We start from the raw sequence: 15,475 nt of genomic DNA on the forward strand, positions 1-15,475 counted from the left end.
GTCCCTCCGTGCCGTGGCGGCGGCGGGAGGGATCTTACGCAGAAATCATCGGATGACTAGGGGAGCTCGAATCCGGCGTCGGTCAACACGGCACGCGCCTTCTCGCTCAACACGAAGTCGTAGAACTTCTTCGCCTCGGGCGAACCGGACACGATGGCGATCGGAAACTTCAGGTCCGCCTTCTGCGAGGGCTCGTTGCCCAGGCGCGTCGGCACCGAGAAGAGCCCGGGGTTCGCCTTCACGTCCGAGGCGTACACGAACGCCGAGTCGACCTCGCCCGAGGTCAGCTTGGCGAGCGTCTCCTTGACGTCCTGCCCGACCGCTTTCGGTCCGGGCACGCCGCCCTGAGGGGTGCGCTCTTCAGCACGTTCTTGGCGGCCGCACCGCAGGGCGCCTCTTCGACGCACATCGCGTACGACGTCTGCGCCGCTCCGGGGACGAAGCTGTCGTAGACCCTGACGTTCTTCGGGTTGCCCTGCGGTATCGCGAGCACCAGCCGGTTCAGTGCGAACACCTTCGAGTCGTACTTCATGTTGTCGACGCTCGCGGACGCGAAGACGTCGGCGTCGGCGGCCAGCTTCTCGAGTGCCGAGCTGGCGCCGAAGACGAAGCCGGCCTTGATGCCCTGCGAGGCCTCGAAGTCCTTGCCGATCTGCGTGAACGCCTCGGTCAGCGCCGAGTCCGCGTACACCGTGAGCGGCTTCGCCTCCGGGCGTGGCGTGTCGTCGTCCGGCGTTGGCGAGCAGGCCGCGAGCGCGGCCACGAGCATCAGCGTGAATCGCTTCATGTGTGAAACCCCCAGGTTTCGGGCCACCCTAGTGGCGTGACCCGGAACGTCGGCTGGGTAATTCGCGGTCAGCAGGGCACCTCGCGGCACCGCCCCCGCGCCCCCATACATCCAGTATGAGGACGCGGGGGCGGCACCACGATGCACCCGTCTGACCGCGAATTCGCCCGGCAACGTTCCGGGCCACGCCACTAGCGAACCGGGCGGGCCTCCCGGTGCGAAAGCCACGCTGTGACCACCGACTCGCACTTACCTCCAAATTGTTGTTGCACACCGCTGGCCATAGCCGCCGCCAGGCAATTAGCGTGACCACCCATGTCACCTGTTGCCATGCACATGAGCGACGGTCTGCTGAACGCGCCGCTGTCGGTCGCCTTACTCGTCATCGCGGCGGTGGGCGTCGGCATCGCGCTGGTCAGGGCACGTGCTGACCTCGACGACCGCACGGCGCCGATGGCGGGCCTGGTGGCCACGTTCATCTTCGCCGTCCAGATGATCAACTTTCCGATCCTGCCGGGAGCGTCGGGGCACCTGCTCGGCGGCGCGCTCGCGGCCATCCTTGTCGGCCCGTACGTCGGCGCGCTGTGCGTGACGATCGTGCTGGTCGTGCAGGCGTTGTTGTTCGCGGACGGCGGTCTCACGGCCCTCGGTGCCAACGTCACCAACATGGCGCTGATCGGCACGGCGGCCGGGTTCCTCGTCGCCGTGGCCCTGCGCAAGCTGGCGGTGCGGGGCAAGGGGGGTCTCGCGGCCGTCGCGTTCGTCTCGGCGTTCGTCAACACCCTGCTCGCGGCGACCGGCTTCGTCGTCGAGTACGCGATCGGCGGCGCCGGCGGTGTCGAGATCGGCAAGGTCGCGCTGCTGATGTGGGGCCTGCACGCCCTGATCGGCATCGGTGAGGGCCTGATCACCGCTGTCACCGTCACGTCGGTCGCCTCGATCCGGCCCGACCTCGTGCATCTGCTGCGCGGCAACGCCAAGCCGCTGGAGGTGCGGTCGTGAAGAAGTTCTTCATCGGGTTCGCCCTGGTGTCCCTGCTCATCGCGGGCGTCCTGTCGTACTTCGCGTCCGGCGACCCCGACGGCCTCGACAAGACGGTGGAGGACACCGGCATCGCCGAGCACGCGCAGGAGCACCCGTTCGCCGGCAGCACGTTCGCCGACTACGCGCTCGGCGGTGACGACAAGTTCACCGGCCTCGCCGGTGTGCTCGGCGTGATCGTCGTGCTCGCCGTGTCGTTCGGCCTGTTCTGGTTCTTGCGCAAGAAATCTGACGCCTGATGGGTGGCAGCCACGACGTCCTGCACCACGCCGGCGACTCGCCGGTGCACCGCCTCGCACCGCACGTGAAGATCCTCGTGGCGTTCGGGGCGGTGCTGGGCGTCGTGGCGACCCCGCGCACGCTGTTCCCGCTCTTCGGCCTGTACCTGCTGCTGATCGTGGCGGTGTGGGCGATCGCGCGGGTTCCCGTGCTGTGGTTCGTGAAGCGCGCGGTGATCGAGCTACCGTTCGTGGTGCTCGCGTTCCTGCTGCCGATCTTCGGCACCGATCCGCGCACGGACTTCCTCGGCGTCTCGGTGTCCGTGGAAGGCGCGCTGGCGGGCTGGAACATTCTGGCGAAGGGCACGCTCGGCGTCCTCGTCAGCCTCACCCTGGCCGCCACGACGGCGCCGGGGGAGTTGTTGCGCGGCCTGCAAACGTTGAAAGTGCCCGCACCGCTGATCATGATCGCCACGCTGATGCTCCGCTACGGCGAAGTCGTGGTGGCAGAGGCGAAACGCATGCGCGTCGCCCGCATCTCCCGCGGCGACGACCCGCGTTTCCTGTGGCAGGCGGGCGCGACGGCACGCGCGGTCGGCACACTGTTCATCCGGTCCTACGAACGCGGAGAGAGGGTGCACCTCGCGATGGTGTCGCGCGGCTGGACAGGCGGGCCCGCGGGCTCGGCCACGATCGTCCCGGAAACACCGGCCGAGCCCGCGCTGGAGGTCTCGAAGCTCGCCTTCGCCTACCCCGACGGGCACCAGGCGCTGTTCGGCGTCGACCTGCGCGTCGAGCGCGGTGAACGGGTCGCCGTCCTCGGCCCGAACGGCGCCGGCAAGACCACGTTCGCGTTGCACCTCAACGGAGTTCTCTCCGGCGGCAGCGGCACGGTGTCGGTCGCCGGGCTCGAGGTCGCGAAGAAGAACCTGCGCGAGATCCGCCGCCGCGTCGGGCTCGTCTTCCAGGATCCCGACGACCAGCTGTTCTGCCCGACCGTGGGGGAGGACGTGGCGTTCGGCCCGCGCAACTTCGGCATGTCCGATGTGGACGAACGGGTCCAGAAGGCGTTGCGCGCGGTCGGCATGGAGTCCGTCGCGGACCGCTCGCCGCTGCACCTCTCCGGTGGTCAGCGCCGCCGGGTGGCGCTGGCGTCGGTGCTGGCGTGCGACCCGGAGATCCTGGTGCTCGACGAACCGTCCGCGAACCTCGAACCCGTGGCCCGCCGCGAGCTCGCCGAGCTGTTGCTGTCGCTGGGCCGCACGATGCTGATGGTCACGCACGACCTGCCGTTCGCACTGCAGATCTGCCCGCGCAGCGTGCTGATCGACGACGGCGTGGTCGTCGCGGACGGCCCGACCCGCGAGATCCTCGCCGACGCCGCCCTGCTCGCCCGGCACCGCCTCGAACTGCCCTACGGCTTCCGGCTCGACTGAACCCGGTCAGTGGAAGTCGTCGTCGCGCCGGCCCAGCGTCTCCACGGGGCTCGCGCCGGGACGGGTCCACTGCGGCACGGGACGGCTGGTCTCTCCCCAGGTGGCGTTCCCGTCCGCGTCCGTGCGCCAGTACCAGCAGGGGACGTCGCCCTCGGGCCATCCTTCCGGCTTGTCCTCCCACGCCTCGCCGCGGCCGTACGGCGTCATGTCGAGCACGCCGATGGACGAGTTGAGCCGCTCGGTGCCACGGCCCGTGGTCGAGTAGGTGATGAACACGCGGTCGTCGTCGCGCAGGAGACTGGTGAGGTGTCCCGGGCCCATCGGCGCGTCCGCGTCACGCACCGAGTACCAGGGCTGGGTGTAGCCCATGAACTCGACGTAGGCGGCCACCTCCTCCCAGCCGCCCGTGCTCAGGACGGCGAACGAGACGCCGCGAGCGTTGAGGTAGAGAGCGTCCTTGAGGTGCCAGACCGTGGTGGTGCAGCCCTCGCACTGGCCCTGTGGCGGCGCTCCGTCGTACCACATGTGCTGGTAGACCACGAGCTCGTCGCGGCCCTGGAACAGGTCGACGAACGGGACGGGGCCGTCGGAGCCGGTGAGCTCGATCGTCGCGTCGAACTCCACCATGGGCAACCGGCGACGGGCCGCCGCGATGGCGTCACCCTCACGGGTGTGGGCCTTTTCGCGGACGAGAAGCTCGTCACGGGCGGCCTGCCAGGTGGCGCGGTCGACGACGGGCGGGCGGCCGTGCAATGAGGTCGTCATGATCTCTCCGATCCGTTGCGCGTCTGGCACAGTCGTCACCGTGCCGTTGAACGATCTGCCGGACTGGCTGCCGGACTGGTGCGTGGACCAGCTGGGGGACGAGCCGGTCGATGTGCTGTTCGAGGCGCGGTCGATCTCGGCGGTGTTCGGCCTGCGGCTGGCCGGTGGGCGGGAGGTCGTGGTGAAGGCCCGCGAGGACGACGGCCGTGCCGCGTCGTGTGTCGCCGCGCAGGCCCAGCTCGCCCAGCGGGGGTTCCCGTGCGCCCGGCCCGTCACACCTGTCACCCGTGTCGGGGCACTCGCCGTGCACGCCGAGGAGTCACTGCCCGGCGGTTCGATGCTGCTCGGCGACACACCGTCAGTTGCTCGGCGCTACGCGGCCGTGTTCGCCCGCCTGATGGCCGGACTGGAGGACGTCGACGTCGCGCCGCCGCTGCCCAGCCCGCGCTGGGCCCGTTGGGACCACACGGATTCCGGGCTGTGGCCGGCGATCGGCTTCCTCGACGAACGAGACCAGAGCGTCGTGCCCGCGTTCGTCGTCGACACGGCCGAGCGGGTGCGCAAGCGGTTGCTGGCGGCTGAGCTGCCGTGCGTGCTGGGGCATGCCGACTTCGAGGCGCAGAACCTCCGCTGGCTCGACGGCGAGGTGTGGGCCGTGCACGACTGGGACAGCCTCGCGTGGCAACCGGAGGCGGCACTGGTGGGTGCGGCGAGCGGAGCGTTCGCCAACGCTTCGCCGCCGACCCTCCCTCCGATCGAGAGCTCGGCCGCGTTCATCGAGACGTACCAGGAACTTCGCGGGCGCGCGTTCACCGCGGAGGAGTTGGAGATCGCGTGGGCGGGGAGCATGTGGACAGCCGTGCACAACGCGCGTTGGGAAGTTCTGCACGGTGACGCGCCGGTGTCCCTCAACGCTGTTCGGGAGCAGGCGGCCGAGCGCCTCCGCAGAGCGAACGCCTAGCTGTGATCGCGCGACCTGAACCAGAGATCGCGCCCTGAGGAGCAACCCGTGGAACAGGCCAGGGCGCTGCCGGACGTACGTCGACGCGGCCGAGACGCGGCTGTGCGTCTGGCTGAGCGTGACCACGTTCCTCGGCCTGGTGGCCTACGCCCTGCTCGGCTGGACCTGGCTGGACGCGGTGGCGGGACTGTTCATCGCGCTCTTCGCCCTCAACGAAGGCCGTCGTGCCTGGTCCGGCGAGCTGACCTGCGACGTGTGACGGCGTTGCTCAGCCGGCCCGGCGCCGCCGTTCGGCCAGCACCGCCGCCAGGTACGGATGCGGATGCGTGTACTCGACGCGGGGCGAGCGGATCGCGGCACCGACGTCGTCCGACAGCCGCGCGCCCAGGTCCCACCGCGCCTGCTCGCCCAGCTCGTGGTACCGGCTGAGGTACTGCCGCGCGGCGAGCACCAGCTCGTCGGACAGCTGCGACAGGTCCAGCCCGCGCGCCCACTCGGCGAGCTGCGGAGGCATGTCGGCGAGCTCCACTTCCTGCTGCGGTATCCGCGTGCGGATCACCAGGGTGCCCGCCAGGTAGTCGCCCACCCGCTTGCCCTGCGGCGAGAACAGCGACACGAACAAGGCGATCGCGCCACCGAGCCCGAGCATCCAGAAGTCCACGAAGAACCCGCCCAGCGCGCGCACCAGGGCGTGCCGGAACCGGATCGAGCCGCCGTCGTCGCGCACGACCCGCAGGCCCATCACGAACTTGCCCACCGAACGGCCGCGCGTCAGCGACTCCACCAGCGTCGGGTAGCCGACCAGCACGAGGACGGTCAGGCTCAGCGCGAGCGCGCTCTGCAGAGCGTCGTCGAACCCGATCGGCGCGATCAGGTACACGCCGAGCAGCAAGAGGAACTGCACGGCCACGTCGAACGCGTACGCGACCGCCCTGCTCGCGAGCTGAGCGACGCGCAGGTCCAGAACTACGGCTTCACCGGTGACGAGGTCCCCCACGCGGATAGTGTGACTCATCGTGGATCTGGACGTGTTCATCGATCGCCACCGCGCGTCGTGGGAGCGGCTCGAGCAGCTGGTCAAGCGGTCCGGCCGACTCAGCGGCCCGGAGGCCGACGAGCTGATCGAGCTCTACCAGCGCGTGACGACGCACCTGTCGGTCGTGCGCAGCCAGACCCCGGACCCGGCCACCGTCGAACGCCTGTCGTCGCTGGTCGCGCAGGCACGGTCGGCGCTGACGGGCACGCACACCCCCGCGTGGCGCCTGGTCACCCGCTTCTTCACGCACCGGCTGCCCGCCGCGATCTACCTCGGCTGGCGCTGGTGGGTGCCGGCAGGCGTGGTGTTCTACCTGGTCACGGGCATCATGGCGGCCTGGATCGCCACGAACCCCGACGTGCAGGCCACCATCGCCGCGCCGGAGGATCTCCGCGAGATGACCAGGGTCGGCGGCGGCTACGAGGCCTACTACTCCAGCGACCCGGCCGGTTCGTTCGCCGCGAAGGTGTGGACGAACAACGCCTGGGTCTCCGCCGCCTGCCTGCTGCTGGGCGTGCTGTTCGCCATCCCACCCGTCTACCTGCTCTTCACCAACGCGGTGAACCTCGCCGTGGGCGTCGGCCTGATGTTCGGCGCCGGCCGGGGCGGGCTGTTCCTCGGGCTGCTCGCGCCGCACGGGTTGCTGGAGCTGACGGCGGTGTTCGTCGCGGCGGGCATCGGCATGCGGCTGGGCTGGCAGGTCATCGACCCCGGCAAACGCACCCGCGCCGCCGCGCTGGCCGCCGAGGGACGGTCGGTGGTGGCGGTGGCGCTCGGACTCGTCGTGGTGCTGCTCGTCTCCGGCGTGCTGGAGGGGTTCGTGACACCGTCCGGGTGGCCGACGTGGGTGCGCGTCGGCATCGGGGTGGTCGCCGAGGTGCTGTTCCTGCTGTACGTGTTCGTGATCGGACGGCGGGCCGCGCAGCAGGGGGAGACGGGCGACGTGGACGCGAGCGAACGCGAGGACGTCGCCCCCGTCGCCGTCTAGGACTTCACGCTGCGCAGGAACGCCGACCAGGCCGCCGAGGAGACCGGCAGGTGGGAGGCTGGCGCCTTGCTGTCCCGAATGCCGATGCGACGACCGACTTCAACACAGTCGTTCGAGTTCAGGCTGTAGCTGCTCTTGCGCCAGACCGACATCCGGAAACATCTCCTCAGATCAGGATGCTGTTGATCAGCTCCTTCGATTGTTCCTCATCCAGCGCTTGCCGGTCGAGCAACTTCAGTACCTCGGTGTAGGTGGTGAGTGATGCCTTGTCTTCGAGGAAGAGGCTGGACTTCTCACCTTCGAGGTAGATCACGGGCTCGAACTTCTCGTACTTGAGCTGCATGAACGAGCCGCCAAGTCCGGCGTGTGCACCGATGGCGATCGGCACGATCCGCAAGCTGATGTACGAGCGCTGCGCCATGGCCAGAAGGTGGAGCAACTGGTCCTTCATGACGTCAAGCCCACCTACGGGAAGTCGCAGCGCCTGTTCGTGGACGAAGAACACGAACTCGCGGCTCCAGTGAAACAGTTCGCGGCGAGCGAGCCTCGCAGCGATGACTTCGTCGTAGTTGACAGCCTTTGAACGGGCGAGACCTGCGAGCAGTGCCTGCATATAGTCAGCGGTCTGGAGTCGGCCCGGGATGAGGTTCATCGACCAGACCGTGATCACGTTGGCGAGGCGCTCTTGCTCGACCAGGCTGCGGACCAGGTCCGGGACACCGTCCTCGGGAATCTGGAGATACCCGGTCTCGCGGGTCTCACGGAACAGCGCGAGCAGTCGGCGGACCTCGGTCGGCGGGACCCGGCAGAAGGCGAGCAGCTGCAGTACCTCGGCCTCGCTGACACCGCCCTTGCCCCGGACCAGGTCGGAAAGCTTGGACTCGTCCCAGTCGAGCATCCTGGCGATCTCGCGGTGGGTCATCTTGGTCTGTTCGATGGCGTGACGAACGCCGATGCCGAACTCCCGGCCCACCACGCTGGAGTTTCGTCGTGGCATGGCAAGAAACTAGGAGCAGCAAGGCCTTCCGCTCCATCGTTTCCGCCCGAATAGCCCTGAAGGAAGTACTTTTTGGAGTCGGTACAAGTTCAGAGTTTGCCCGCGGCCTTCAACGACAAGTAGTGATCCGCGAGAGCGCGTGGCAAATCATCGGGCAGTGCGTCCACAACGTCAACACCGTGCCGTGCAAGCAAAGCGGTCAGATGGCGTCGTTCGGCCAATGTCCGTTCCGCAGCAGCAGCCGCGTAAACTGACTCCAGGTCCCCACGTCCGGCAGCCATTGCGTGCACGGCGGGGTCGGACACCGAAGCGATCAGCAACCGGTGCCGCGAGGCCAGCGCGGGAAGCAACGGCAGCAGCCCGTGTTCGATCGACGGCTCCAGCGAGGTCAGCAGCACCACCAACGACCGGCGCCCGGCCCGGCGCAGCACCTCGGCGACCACACCGCGCGCGTCGAACTCCACCAGCTCCGCCTCCAGCGGAGCCATCGCCTGCACCAGCACGGGCAACGTGGCCCGCGGCACCGAGGCACGCACCTTGTGGCTGAACGCCAGGAAGTCCACCTGGTCACGAGCCTGCGACGCCAAGGCGGACAACAACAACGCCGCGTCCATCGCCGCGTCCAGCCGCGGCACGCCACCCAGGGCGCCTTCCACGCGTCCAGCCGCCGTGCGGGCGGTGTCGAGCACGATCGTCACCTGACGGTCGCGCTCGGGTCGCCACGTCCGCACCACGACGTCCGACGACCGGGCCGAAGCGCGCCAGTCGATCGAACGGACGTCGTCGCCGATCACGTAGGCCCGCAACGAGTCGAACTCCGTGCCGGCACCACGGATCAACGACGCCCGGCGGCCGTCCAGCTCGCGCAAGCGTTCCAGCAGCGGCGGCAAGTGGCGGCGGCTGTGGAACGGCGGCAACGCGCGCACGGTCCACGGCACGACGTGAGATCCCTGCCGCGCCGCGATCCCCAACGGCCCGATAGAACGCACGGTCACACGGTCGGCAATGCGATCGCCTCGGCGTACGGGCCGGAGGTCGAAGGAGAACGTCCGCGAGCCACCCGCAGGCACATCGACAGGAACGCGGTCGGCGACCACACCGGCAGAAGGTGCCCACGCGTCACGAAGAACACCTCGCAACCGACGCCCCGGGTTCTGCACCGTCAGCTGCACGGAACAAAGCTCACCCGTCCGCACCGAGGAAGCACCAGCGCGAACGAAGGTCAGCCGCCGAACCCCGGCCGCCAGCACCAGGTCGAAGGCAACGCACGCCAGCAACACGGCGAGCACGAGGAGAATCCCCTGCCACGACGGCAAGAGCAGCCCGACGACGAGGACACCGATGAGCGCGAGCAACCCCGCGCGGCCCGTGAGCGCCACGTCAGCGCGGCACCGGGACCGCGCCGAGCACGCCGTCCAGCACGCCGTCCGACGTCACGCCCTCCAGCTCGGCCTCCGGCCGCAGCTCCAGCCGGTGCCGCAGAGCCGGGCGGGCCAGGGCCTTCACGTCGTCCGGCGTCACGTAGTCGCGCCCGGACAGCCAGGCCCACGCCCGCGCCACCGCCAGCAGAGCCGTTGCGCCACGCGGAGAAACGCCCAGCCGGACGGCGGGGGACTGCCGCGTCGCCCGGCACACGTCGACCACGTAGGCGATGACCTCGGGTGCCACAGTCAATGCGCGCACGGCCGCCGAACCCGCCTCCAGGTGCGCGGCACCCGCGACCGGCGACAGCCCCGACAGATCGCGCGGGTCGAAGCCGGACGCGTGCCGCGTCAGCACGTCGATCTCGTGGTCGCGCTCCGGAATCGGCATGTTCACCTTCAGCAGGAACCGGTCCAGCTGCGCCTCCGGCAGCGGATAGGTGCCCTCGTACTCCACCGGGTTCTGGGTCGCGACGACGATGAACGGCGACGGCAGCGGCCGCGTCCTGCCGTCCGCCGACACCTGCCGCTCCTCCATCGCCTCCAGCAGCGCGGACTGCGTCTTCGGCGGCGTGCGGTTGATCTCGTCGGCGAGCAGCAGGTTCGTGAAGACCGGCCCCTCGCGGAACGAGAACGCCGCGTTGTGCGAGTCGTAGACCAGCGACCCGGTCAGGTCGCCCGGCATCAGGTCCGGCGTGAACTGGACACGCGTCGTCGACAGGTCCAGCGCACGGGCCATCGCCCGCACCAGCAACGTCTTCGCGACGCCAGGCACACCCTCCAGCAGGACGTGTCCCTTGCACAGCAACGCGAGGATCAACGACGTCACGGCGGAGTCGTTGCCCACCACGGCCTTGCCGATCTCCGTGCGCAACGCCACCAGCGCCGTGCGTGCTTCCTCTGTGGTGACCGTCATCCCCTGCGCACCTCGTTCTCCAGAGCATCGAGCTCGTCAGCCAGCGCGACCAGCCCCCGGTCGTCCACCGGCACTTCGTCGTAGAGCAGCGTCCGCACCGAACCGGCGGAACGCGATGTCCTGCGGGCGATCTCCTCCGAGGGATCCTCACCGTGCGGCAACCCCAGCAACGGGGTCAGCCGGTCACGGGCCGCCTGCCGCAGCACCGAAGCGGCGTGCGCGGACGCGTGCGACCGCCGGTACAGCCGCGCCCTGCCCTCCACGGTCTCGGCCGCGCGCACCACCACCGGCAGCCGTTCCGGCACCACCCGGCCCAGTCTGCGCGCCCGCCACAGCGCGATCACCACTGCCGCGATCCCCAGTTGCCACGCGGCGAACTTCCAGCCGTCCGGGATCAGGTCCGTGAACGACTTCTGCTGCGAGCGGTCCGCGGCCGACGGCAGGTACCAGACCAGCCGGTCGTGCTGGCCCAGCAACGCGAGCGCGAGTGCCGCGTTGCCCTCCTCGTCGAGGTCGCGGTTGGTGAAGATCGCGCCGAACCCGATCGTCGTGACCGTGCCGGTGCGCACCAACGTCGAGTCGTAGCACCGTTGTTCGCCCTCGTACACGAACCCACCGGTGGTCGCCGGCCCCGCCTTCGACGCCAGCGGGCAGCCTGGTTGCCGCGTCTCGACCTCCACCTTGCCGACCTCGGTCGCCGGGGCGAGCAGCACCGTGGCGGCGGCCCGGCGGCTCAGCTCCGACAGTCGTTCGGGGTCGATGAGGTCCGGGTGCGTGACGAACAGCGTCGCACCCTCCACAGAGGACACGTTGTCGGTCAGCTCGACGCGGACACCGTTCTGCTCCAGCAGTGCGGCGACCGCGTGACTGCCCTCCGGCCGGTACGAGCGCGGGTCGAGCGAACCGCCCTCACCGCCGCCGCGCAGCAACGTGATCACGACAGCCGCGAACAGGATGATCACGCCGATCAGCACGGGCCCGCGCGCGGCGGTCCAGATCCGCCCGGCGTCGGGGGAGACCGCTGTCATCCGCGCACCCTGTCGTCGACGGAGACCAGCTGCCGGTACCCCTGCTCGGTGGCGGGCCTGCCGCCGTACCAGACGTCGTCGAACTGCACGGCCGCGCCGCGCAGGTCGTCCGCGAGCACAGGAAGAGCCCTCCCGGCCTCGACCGCCACCTCGTCGACCGTGCGGCCGGCCCGCGGGTCGAGCACGCCGCGTTGCTCCAGTTCCCGCACCACAGCGCGGAAACGCTCGCGCACGGCCTCGGCCAGGTTCCCCGCCGCCGCGGCACGGTCGGCGGCGGCACGGTGCTCGGCCGCGGTCAGCACGGCGTCGAACACCTCACCACCACGCGTCCGCCCGGAGCGGGTGGTGCGGCCGGCCCGGAGCCTGATCACGATCACGATGATCACCACGGCCACGACGATGATCGTGATCGCGGTGATCCCGTTCATGCCCGCCGCACCGGCGAGCAGCTCGCCCAGCCGGTCCAGCACCCAGTCGAGGGCGCGTTCCAGCGGGTTCGGGTCGTCCGAGACGTACGCGGGGTCGCTCAGCTCCCGTACGGCCGCCTCGCGGGCCTCGTCGCGGTCGAGATCTACCGGTACGTCAGATACCGCCATGTCCCGCGGCCCGCTGGAGTTCGATGTCCATGCCCTCCGCGCGCATCCGGCGGTCGACGTAGAGCAGCACGGTCACCGCGGAGCTGAACGGCAGCGTGATCGTCGACGCGATGATCGCGCCGATCGTCGACAGGACCAGCGAGCCCGCGCTCAGCGCCGCCGTCGGGTCGCCGCTGAAGCCGGTGGTCGCCGCGCCCAGCAGGCCGAACGGGAGGCTGATGATCCAGCTGATCACCCAGCTGATCACCACGGTGAGCAGCAGGATGCCGAACGTGCGCCACCATGCGCCCTTGACGAGGTTCTTCGAACGGCCGAACGCCGTGCCGACACCGCAGCGCTCCAGCACCAGCGCGGGCGTGACGAGCGCGAACAGCACCCACAGCCAGATGCCGGGCACGACGCAGAGGATCAGGCCGACGGTGATCACGAGACCGGACAGCAGGGTCGCGCCGAGCAACGGCAGCAGCCGCGGCTTGAACTCCTCCCATGCCTGCGCGAACGTCACCTGCCGGCCCAGCACCGCGTGGCCGACGATCACGGTGATGAAGCCGGACAGGAACACCGTGCCGAACAGCAGCAGCACGACGCTGAGCAGCGTGCCGGTGAGGAAGCCGGCGAGGGCGCCGGTGACCTGGTCGACCGCCTGTTCCTGGGTCACCGTGTTCGGGTCGAGCGTCGCCACGGCGGTGAGGTCGTCCAGGAACGGCAGCTGCACCAGCAGGCCGACGATCTGCGTGATCGCCGCGACGACCGCGGCCGCGCCGATGATCAGCTTCGGGTACCGGCGCATCGTCGTGATGGCGCCGTCGACGATCTCGCCGACGGCCAGCGGGCGCAGCGGGATCACGCCCGGCTTGATCGTCGGCTGCGCTCCGGGTGGCGGCGGCGCGTAGTAGCCCGGCTGAGGCTGCCCAGGAGGCGGCTGCGGCGGCTGCTGCGGCTGGTTCGGTTGCTGGTCGGGTGAGGACCAGCCGGGCGTTTCGGTCATCGCGGCTACCCCCGGTAGTGAGTGTGATCGGCATCCTGCCAGACGTGAACGCAGGTCACCGGGGAACCTGGACACGAATAGAATGCGTTTCGTGAACGAACCGCTGCCGGTCGTCCTGGAGGCCGATCACGTCGGCGTCTCCACGGTCGTGCGCGTGGCCGGGGAGATCGATCTCGTGACGGCCGCGGCGTTCGAGGAGTTCCTGCGCGACCAGCTGGCCCGGACCCACGCGGTGCTGATGGTCGAGCTGGCCGACGTGGCGTACTTCGGCTCCGCCGGGATGGCCGTGCTGCTCGCGGTGCGCGCGGAGTGCGAGCGCCGCGGCGTCGACCTCGTCCTCGGCGAGTGCTCGCGGATCGTGCTGCGGACGCTGGAGGTCAGCGGCCCGGTGGTGCCGGTTTGGGCGTCTGCGAGTACCGCCAACGCTTCATCGGATCGCCCTCGACCACACCCAAGATGTTCGACGTCTGGCGAACTGGTGTCGAAGCCCTCGTCCGGCCGTCGCTCGCGGCGCTGAACTACTCGCCCGGCCAGCGCGCGAGGACCGCCCACACGATCTTGCCCCCATCGGATGATGGCGTGTTGCCCCAGCGCAGGCTGAGCCGGTCGACCAGCTCCAGCCCTCGGTGCCCACCCACGTCCGGCAGCGCCTCGGTCTGCACCGCAGGTGTCGGGTCGTCGTCGCGCACGGCGATGGACAGTGTGCAAGGACGCAGTTCAACCTGCAGATCGGGTTCCGAGCGTGCGTGCCGCACCGCGTTCTCGACCAGTTCACTGACCACGAGCAGCGCGTCGTTCCGCAGCGCGGGCAGCTGCCATTGCTCGCACACGTCGCGCACGAACTCGCGCGCGATCATCGGCGCCGTCGGCGAGTTGGGCAGCGGCACGCGGTGGAGCCGGCGTGGCGGTGGTTCCGCCGCGACATCCAGCGCCGACGCCACATCAGGCACGGTGGACACGAACCTCGCCACACCGCTGCGCGCCAGCTGTCGCCGGTGCACATCGGTCTCCGCGGCGACGATCAGCGGGATGTCCGGCCACCTCGAGATCTGCATCCTGACGGTGCTGAACACAGCGAGCATCGCTGTACTCGCCACCTCGAAGCCCGTTCCGAGCCGCACGACCAGCGCGGCCGGCGACGCCGCCGCCAGCTTGAGCAGGCCGTCCCGCAACGACGGATATCCAGAGAGGTCGAGTCGTCCGCACGGAGTCGCCACCACGACGCCCGCCATGTCGGTCGTCTCGATCCTCATCGCCGTCACCTGCCCGTTTCCTGCCGCAGACCTCCGTGCGGCAGGTACTTCCGCAGCACACCGGCGCCGCCGGCGCCTCCGGCCAGGCACCGGTACACGCCGCCGCCGACCGGCAGCTCGACGAGCGAGCCCGCGCAGTCCGGGCAGGTGAGCGTGGTCTTGATGCCGATGCGGCGGATGTCGCCGGTTCCGGCTCCGGCGTCGTCAGTGGACACGTGCACCTCCACGCGGAGGTCCAGATGCACTCCACGCACCTCACGGTCGACGCGTGGTTGCGGCACGAGTCCCGCTGCTCGAGGCCTACACGTTTCCGGCGAGTTCCCGCCGCGCCCGTGCCGGAGTGGTGCGCCGCATGCCGGCGTCCACGCAGCGGCGGACCACCTGCGGCTGCTCGCGCATCAGCCGCAGACCGCGCCTGACCAGCGTCGGCACCGGCTTGCGGGCCTCGGCGACGTCCCTGGCGAACCTGCGCGCGAACGTGACGGGCGCGCTCGGCGCGAGCACGACGGCGTCCCTCAGCACACCTGCTTCTTTCGCGCCCTGGACCAGAAGGTCCGCGAAGAGGCCTTCCGCGATGAACGCGGGCGCGTCGCCCAGCTCGATCGTCTGCGTGCCGACCCTGCGGTCCTCGCTGATCGAGTACACCGGCGCCTCGGTCTTGCCGGTGTCCGACAGCTCGATCACGGCGTTCAGCGCCGCCTCGGCGTTCCACGAGCCGATCGCGTCCCAGTCCGCGCGCCCGTGGTCGTCGCGGGGCAGCAGCGGGTCGTCGCCGTCGCGGTAGAAGTCGTCCAGGCGCAGCACGGGCCAGCCGAGGTGGGCGGCGAGTGTCGACTTGCCTGAGCCGGAGGGTCCGGCGAGCAGCACGGCTCTGGGGATGGGCACGGAACGCAATCTTCGCACATGACCAGCGCCTGCTTCGCGGGTCTCGTTCGATGAGAGCCGCGGCCGAGGTGGTTCCTGGCGGTGCGGGCGGCCGACCCGCATACCGGTGTTGTATTCGGGTCCGCCGCCCGTGCCCCAGGGGGCCGCCTCAGCCCCCGC

Annotated in this window: 21 protein-coding genes and 1 pseudogene; 8 read left to right on the plus strand and 14 right to left on the minus strand. The window is 70.0% G+C overall.

Annotated features, from left to right (window positions below):
• Nucleotides 1-56: 56 nt before the first annotated feature.
• Nucleotides 57-338 (minus strand): molybdate ABC transporter substrate-binding protein, encoded by a 282-nt coding sequence (locus tag ABFX45_RS05685; RefSeq protein ID WP_346128141.1) that lies wholly within the window; start codon nt 336-338, stop codon nt 57-59.
• Nucleotides 284-787: a molybdate ABC transporter substrate-binding protein gene (locus tag ABFX45_RS05690; RefSeq protein WP_346128143.1), complete on the minus strand. Its 504-nt coding sequence runs from the start codon at nt 785-787 to the stop codon at nt 284-286. The genes ABFX45_RS05685 and ABFX45_RS05690 overlap by 55 nt, the downstream gene beginning before the upstream one ends.
• Before the next feature lie 315 nt (nt 788-1,102).
• Between ABFX45_RS05690 and ABFX45_RS05695 the strand changes: the two genes are divergently transcribed.
• From ABFX45_RS05695 to ABFX45_RS05710, 4 genes and pseudogenes are all read left to right on the plus strand, one after another.
• The gene (locus ABFX45_RS05695) at nt 1,103-1,789 is read left to right on the plus strand and encodes an energy-coupling factor ABC transporter permease (RefSeq protein ID WP_346128145.1); all 687 of its coding nucleotides are present in this window, start codon (nt 1,103-1,105) and stop codon (nt 1,787-1,789) included.
• Complete coding sequence (locus ABFX45_RS05700) at nt 1,786-2,067, plus strand: PDGLE domain-containing protein (RefSeq protein WP_112229405.1); 282 nt, start codon at nt 1,786-1,788, stop codon at nt 2,065-2,067. Before ABFX45_RS05695 ends, ABFX45_RS05700 begins: the two co-directional genes overlap by 4 nt.
• A pseudogene (gene cbiQ, locus ABFX45_RS05705) lies at nt 2,067-2,705 on the plus strand (cobalt ECF transporter T component CbiQ); the annotation flags it as partial. The gene ABFX45_RS05700 and the pseudogene cbiQ, both read left to right, overlap by 1 nt.
• Complete coding sequence (locus tag ABFX45_RS05710) at nt 2,694-3,482, plus strand: energy-coupling factor ABC transporter ATP-binding protein (protein WP_109641775.1); 789 nt, start codon at nt 2,694-2,696, stop codon at nt 3,480-3,482. The pseudogene cbiQ and the gene ABFX45_RS05710, both read left to right, overlap by 12 nt.
• Before the next feature lie 6 nt (nt 3,483-3,488).
• Here ABFX45_RS05710 and ABFX45_RS05715 read toward each other — a convergent pair whose 3' ends face one another.
• Nucleotides 3,489-4,286, minus strand: coding sequence for a DUF899 family protein (locus tag ABFX45_RS05715; RefSeq protein ID WP_407657035.1), 798 nt, complete (start codon nt 4,284-4,286; stop codon nt 3,489-3,491).
• A 1-nt stretch (nt 4,287) separates the two neighbouring features.
• On the opposite strand from ABFX45_RS05715, the gene ABFX45_RS05720 reads away from it, so the two are divergent.
• A complete protein-coding gene (locus ABFX45_RS05720; protein ID WP_346128574.1) occupies nt 4,288-5,208 on the plus strand; it encodes an aminoglycoside phosphotransferase/kinase family protein in 921 nt (306 codons plus the stop codon).
• Between the two features lie 118 nt (nt 5,209-5,326).
• Nucleotides 5,327-5,467 (plus strand): hypothetical protein, encoded by a 141-nt coding sequence (locus ABFX45_RS05725; protein ID WP_170166650.1) that lies wholly within the window; start codon nt 5,327-5,329, stop codon nt 5,465-5,467.
• Between the two features lie 9 nt (nt 5,468-5,476).
• On the opposite strand, the gene ABFX45_RS05730 is transcribed toward ABFX45_RS05725, so the two are convergent.
• Complete coding sequence (locus ABFX45_RS05730; RefSeq protein ID WP_346128149.1) at nt 5,477-6,205, minus strand: RDD family protein; 729 nt, start codon at nt 6,203-6,205, stop codon at nt 5,477-5,479.
• Nucleotides 6,206-6,224: 19 nt separating this feature from the next.
• On the opposite strand from ABFX45_RS05730, the gene ABFX45_RS05735 reads away from it, so the two are divergent.
• Complete coding sequence (locus ABFX45_RS05735) at nt 6,225-7,232, plus strand: stage II sporulation protein M (RefSeq protein ID WP_109641691.1); 1,008 nt, start codon at nt 6,225-6,227, stop codon at nt 7,230-7,232.
• Here ABFX45_RS05735 and ABFX45_RS05740 read toward each other — a convergent pair.
• From ABFX45_RS05740 to ABFX45_RS05770, 7 genes are all read right to left on the minus strand, one after another.
• Nucleotides 7,229-7,384: a DUF397 domain-containing protein gene (locus ABFX45_RS05740; protein ID WP_346128151.1), complete on the minus strand. Its 156-nt coding sequence runs from the start codon at nt 7,382-7,384 to the stop codon at nt 7,229-7,231. The genes ABFX45_RS05735 and ABFX45_RS05740 overlap by 4 nt on opposite strands.
• A gap of 14 nt (nt 7,385-7,398) precedes the next feature.
• On the minus strand, nt 7,399-8,205 hold the full coding sequence (locus ABFX45_RS05745; RefSeq protein ID WP_346128153.1) for a helix-turn-helix domain-containing protein: 807 nt from the start codon (nt 8,203-8,205) through the stop codon (nt 7,399-7,401).
• Between the two features lie 113 nt (nt 8,206-8,318).
• On the minus strand, nt 8,319-9,608 hold the full coding sequence (locus tag ABFX45_RS05750; protein WP_346128155.1) for a DUF58 domain-containing protein: 1,290 nt from the start codon (nt 9,606-9,608) through the stop codon (nt 8,319-8,321).
• 1 nt (nt 9,609) lies between these two features.
• A complete protein-coding gene (locus ABFX45_RS05755) occupies nt 9,610-10,566 on the minus strand; it encodes an AAA family ATPase (protein WP_109641687.1) in 957 nt (318 codons plus the stop codon).
• Entirely contained in the window at nt 10,563-11,594 is a 1,032-nt protein-coding gene (locus ABFX45_RS05760; RefSeq protein ID WP_346128158.1) for a DUF4350 domain-containing protein, read from the minus strand. Before ABFX45_RS05760 ends, ABFX45_RS05755 begins: the two co-directional genes overlap by 4 nt.
• A complete protein-coding gene (locus tag ABFX45_RS05765) occupies nt 11,591-12,190 on the minus strand; it encodes a DUF4129 domain-containing protein (RefSeq protein WP_346128160.1) in 600 nt (199 codons plus the stop codon). Before ABFX45_RS05765 ends, ABFX45_RS05760 begins: the two co-directional genes overlap by 4 nt.
• Nucleotides 12,177-13,178 carry a DUF7847 domain-containing protein gene (locus tag ABFX45_RS05770; RefSeq protein ID WP_346128162.1) on the minus strand — a complete coding sequence of 334 codons (1,002 nt, stop codon included), beginning with the start codon at nt 13,176-13,178 and terminating at the stop codon, nt 12,177-12,179. Before ABFX45_RS05770 ends, ABFX45_RS05765 begins: the two co-directional genes overlap by 14 nt.
• A 91-nt stretch (nt 13,179-13,269) precedes the next feature.
• On the opposite strand from ABFX45_RS05770, the gene ABFX45_RS05775 reads away from it, so the two are divergent.
• A complete protein-coding gene (locus tag ABFX45_RS05775) occupies nt 13,270-13,695 on the plus strand; it encodes an anti-sigma factor antagonist (RefSeq protein ID WP_170155331.1) in 426 nt (141 codons plus the stop codon).
• 1 nt (nt 13,696) lies between these two features.
• Here the strand turns inward: ABFX45_RS05775 and ABFX45_RS05780 are convergent, their stop codons facing one another.
• From ABFX45_RS05780 to ABFX45_RS05790, 3 genes are read right to left on the minus strand one after another with little or no spacing between them, the layout of a single operon-like run.
• Nucleotides 13,697-14,431 carry an ATP-binding protein gene (locus tag ABFX45_RS05780; protein WP_346128165.1) on the minus strand — a complete coding sequence of 245 codons (735 nt, stop codon included), beginning with the start codon at nt 14,429-14,431 and terminating at the stop codon, nt 13,697-13,699.
• A 5-nt stretch (nt 14,432-14,436) separates the two neighbouring features.
• Nucleotides 14,437-14,676 (minus strand): hypothetical protein, encoded by a 240-nt coding sequence (locus tag ABFX45_RS05785; protein ID WP_346128167.1) that lies wholly within the window; start codon nt 14,674-14,676, stop codon nt 14,437-14,439.
• A 55-nt stretch (nt 14,677-14,731) separates the two neighbouring features.
• Nucleotides 14,732-15,316: a uridine kinase family protein gene (locus ABFX45_RS05790; protein ID WP_233440220.1), complete on the minus strand. Its 585-nt coding sequence runs from the start codon at nt 15,314-15,316 to the stop codon at nt 14,732-14,734.
• Nucleotides 15,317-15,475: the final 159 nt, after the last annotated feature.

Source organism: Lentzea roselyniae, assembly GCF_039537795.1.
GTDB classification, from domain to species: domain Bacteria; phylum Actinomycetota; class Actinomycetes; order Mycobacteriales; family Pseudonocardiaceae; genus Lentzea; species Lentzea atacamensis.

Excerpts from the sequence above, each read along its gene's own strand:
- ABFX45_RS05710 (WP_109641775.1), top strand. The coding sequence starts at position 2,694 with ATGGTGTCGCGCGGCTGGACAGGCGGGCCCGCGGGCTCGGCCACGATC.
- ABFX45_RS05755 (WP_109641687.1), bottom strand. The coding sequence starts at position 10,566 with ATGACGGTCACCACAGAGGAAGCACGCACGGCGCTGGTGGCGTTGCGC.
- ABFX45_RS05770 (WP_346128162.1), bottom strand. The coding sequence starts at position 13,178 with ATGACCGAAACGCCCGGCTGGTCCTCACCCGACCAGCAACCGAACCAG.
- ABFX45_RS05765 (WP_346128160.1), bottom strand. The coding sequence starts at position 12,190 with ATGGCGGTATCTGACGTACCGGTAGATCTCGACCGCGACGAGGCCCGC.
- ABFX45_RS05780 (WP_346128165.1), bottom strand. The coding sequence starts at position 14,431 with ATGAGGATCGAGACGACCGACATGGCGGGCGTCGTGGTGGCGACTCCG.
- ABFX45_RS05690 (WP_346128143.1), bottom strand. The coding sequence starts at position 787 with ATGAAGCGATTCACGCTGATGCTCGTGGCCGCGCTCGCGGCCTGCTCG.
- ABFX45_RS05760 (WP_346128158.1), bottom strand. The coding sequence starts at position 11,594 with ATGACAGCGGTCTCCCCCGACGCCGGGCGGATCTGGACCGCCGCGCGC.
- ABFX45_RS05740 (WP_346128151.1), bottom strand. The coding sequence starts at position 7,384 with ATGTCGGTCTGGCGCAAGAGCAGCTACAGCCTGAACTCGAACGACTGT.
- ABFX45_RS05695 (WP_346128145.1), top strand. The coding sequence starts at position 1,103 with ATGTCACCTGTTGCCATGCACATGAGCGACGGTCTGCTGAACGCGCCG.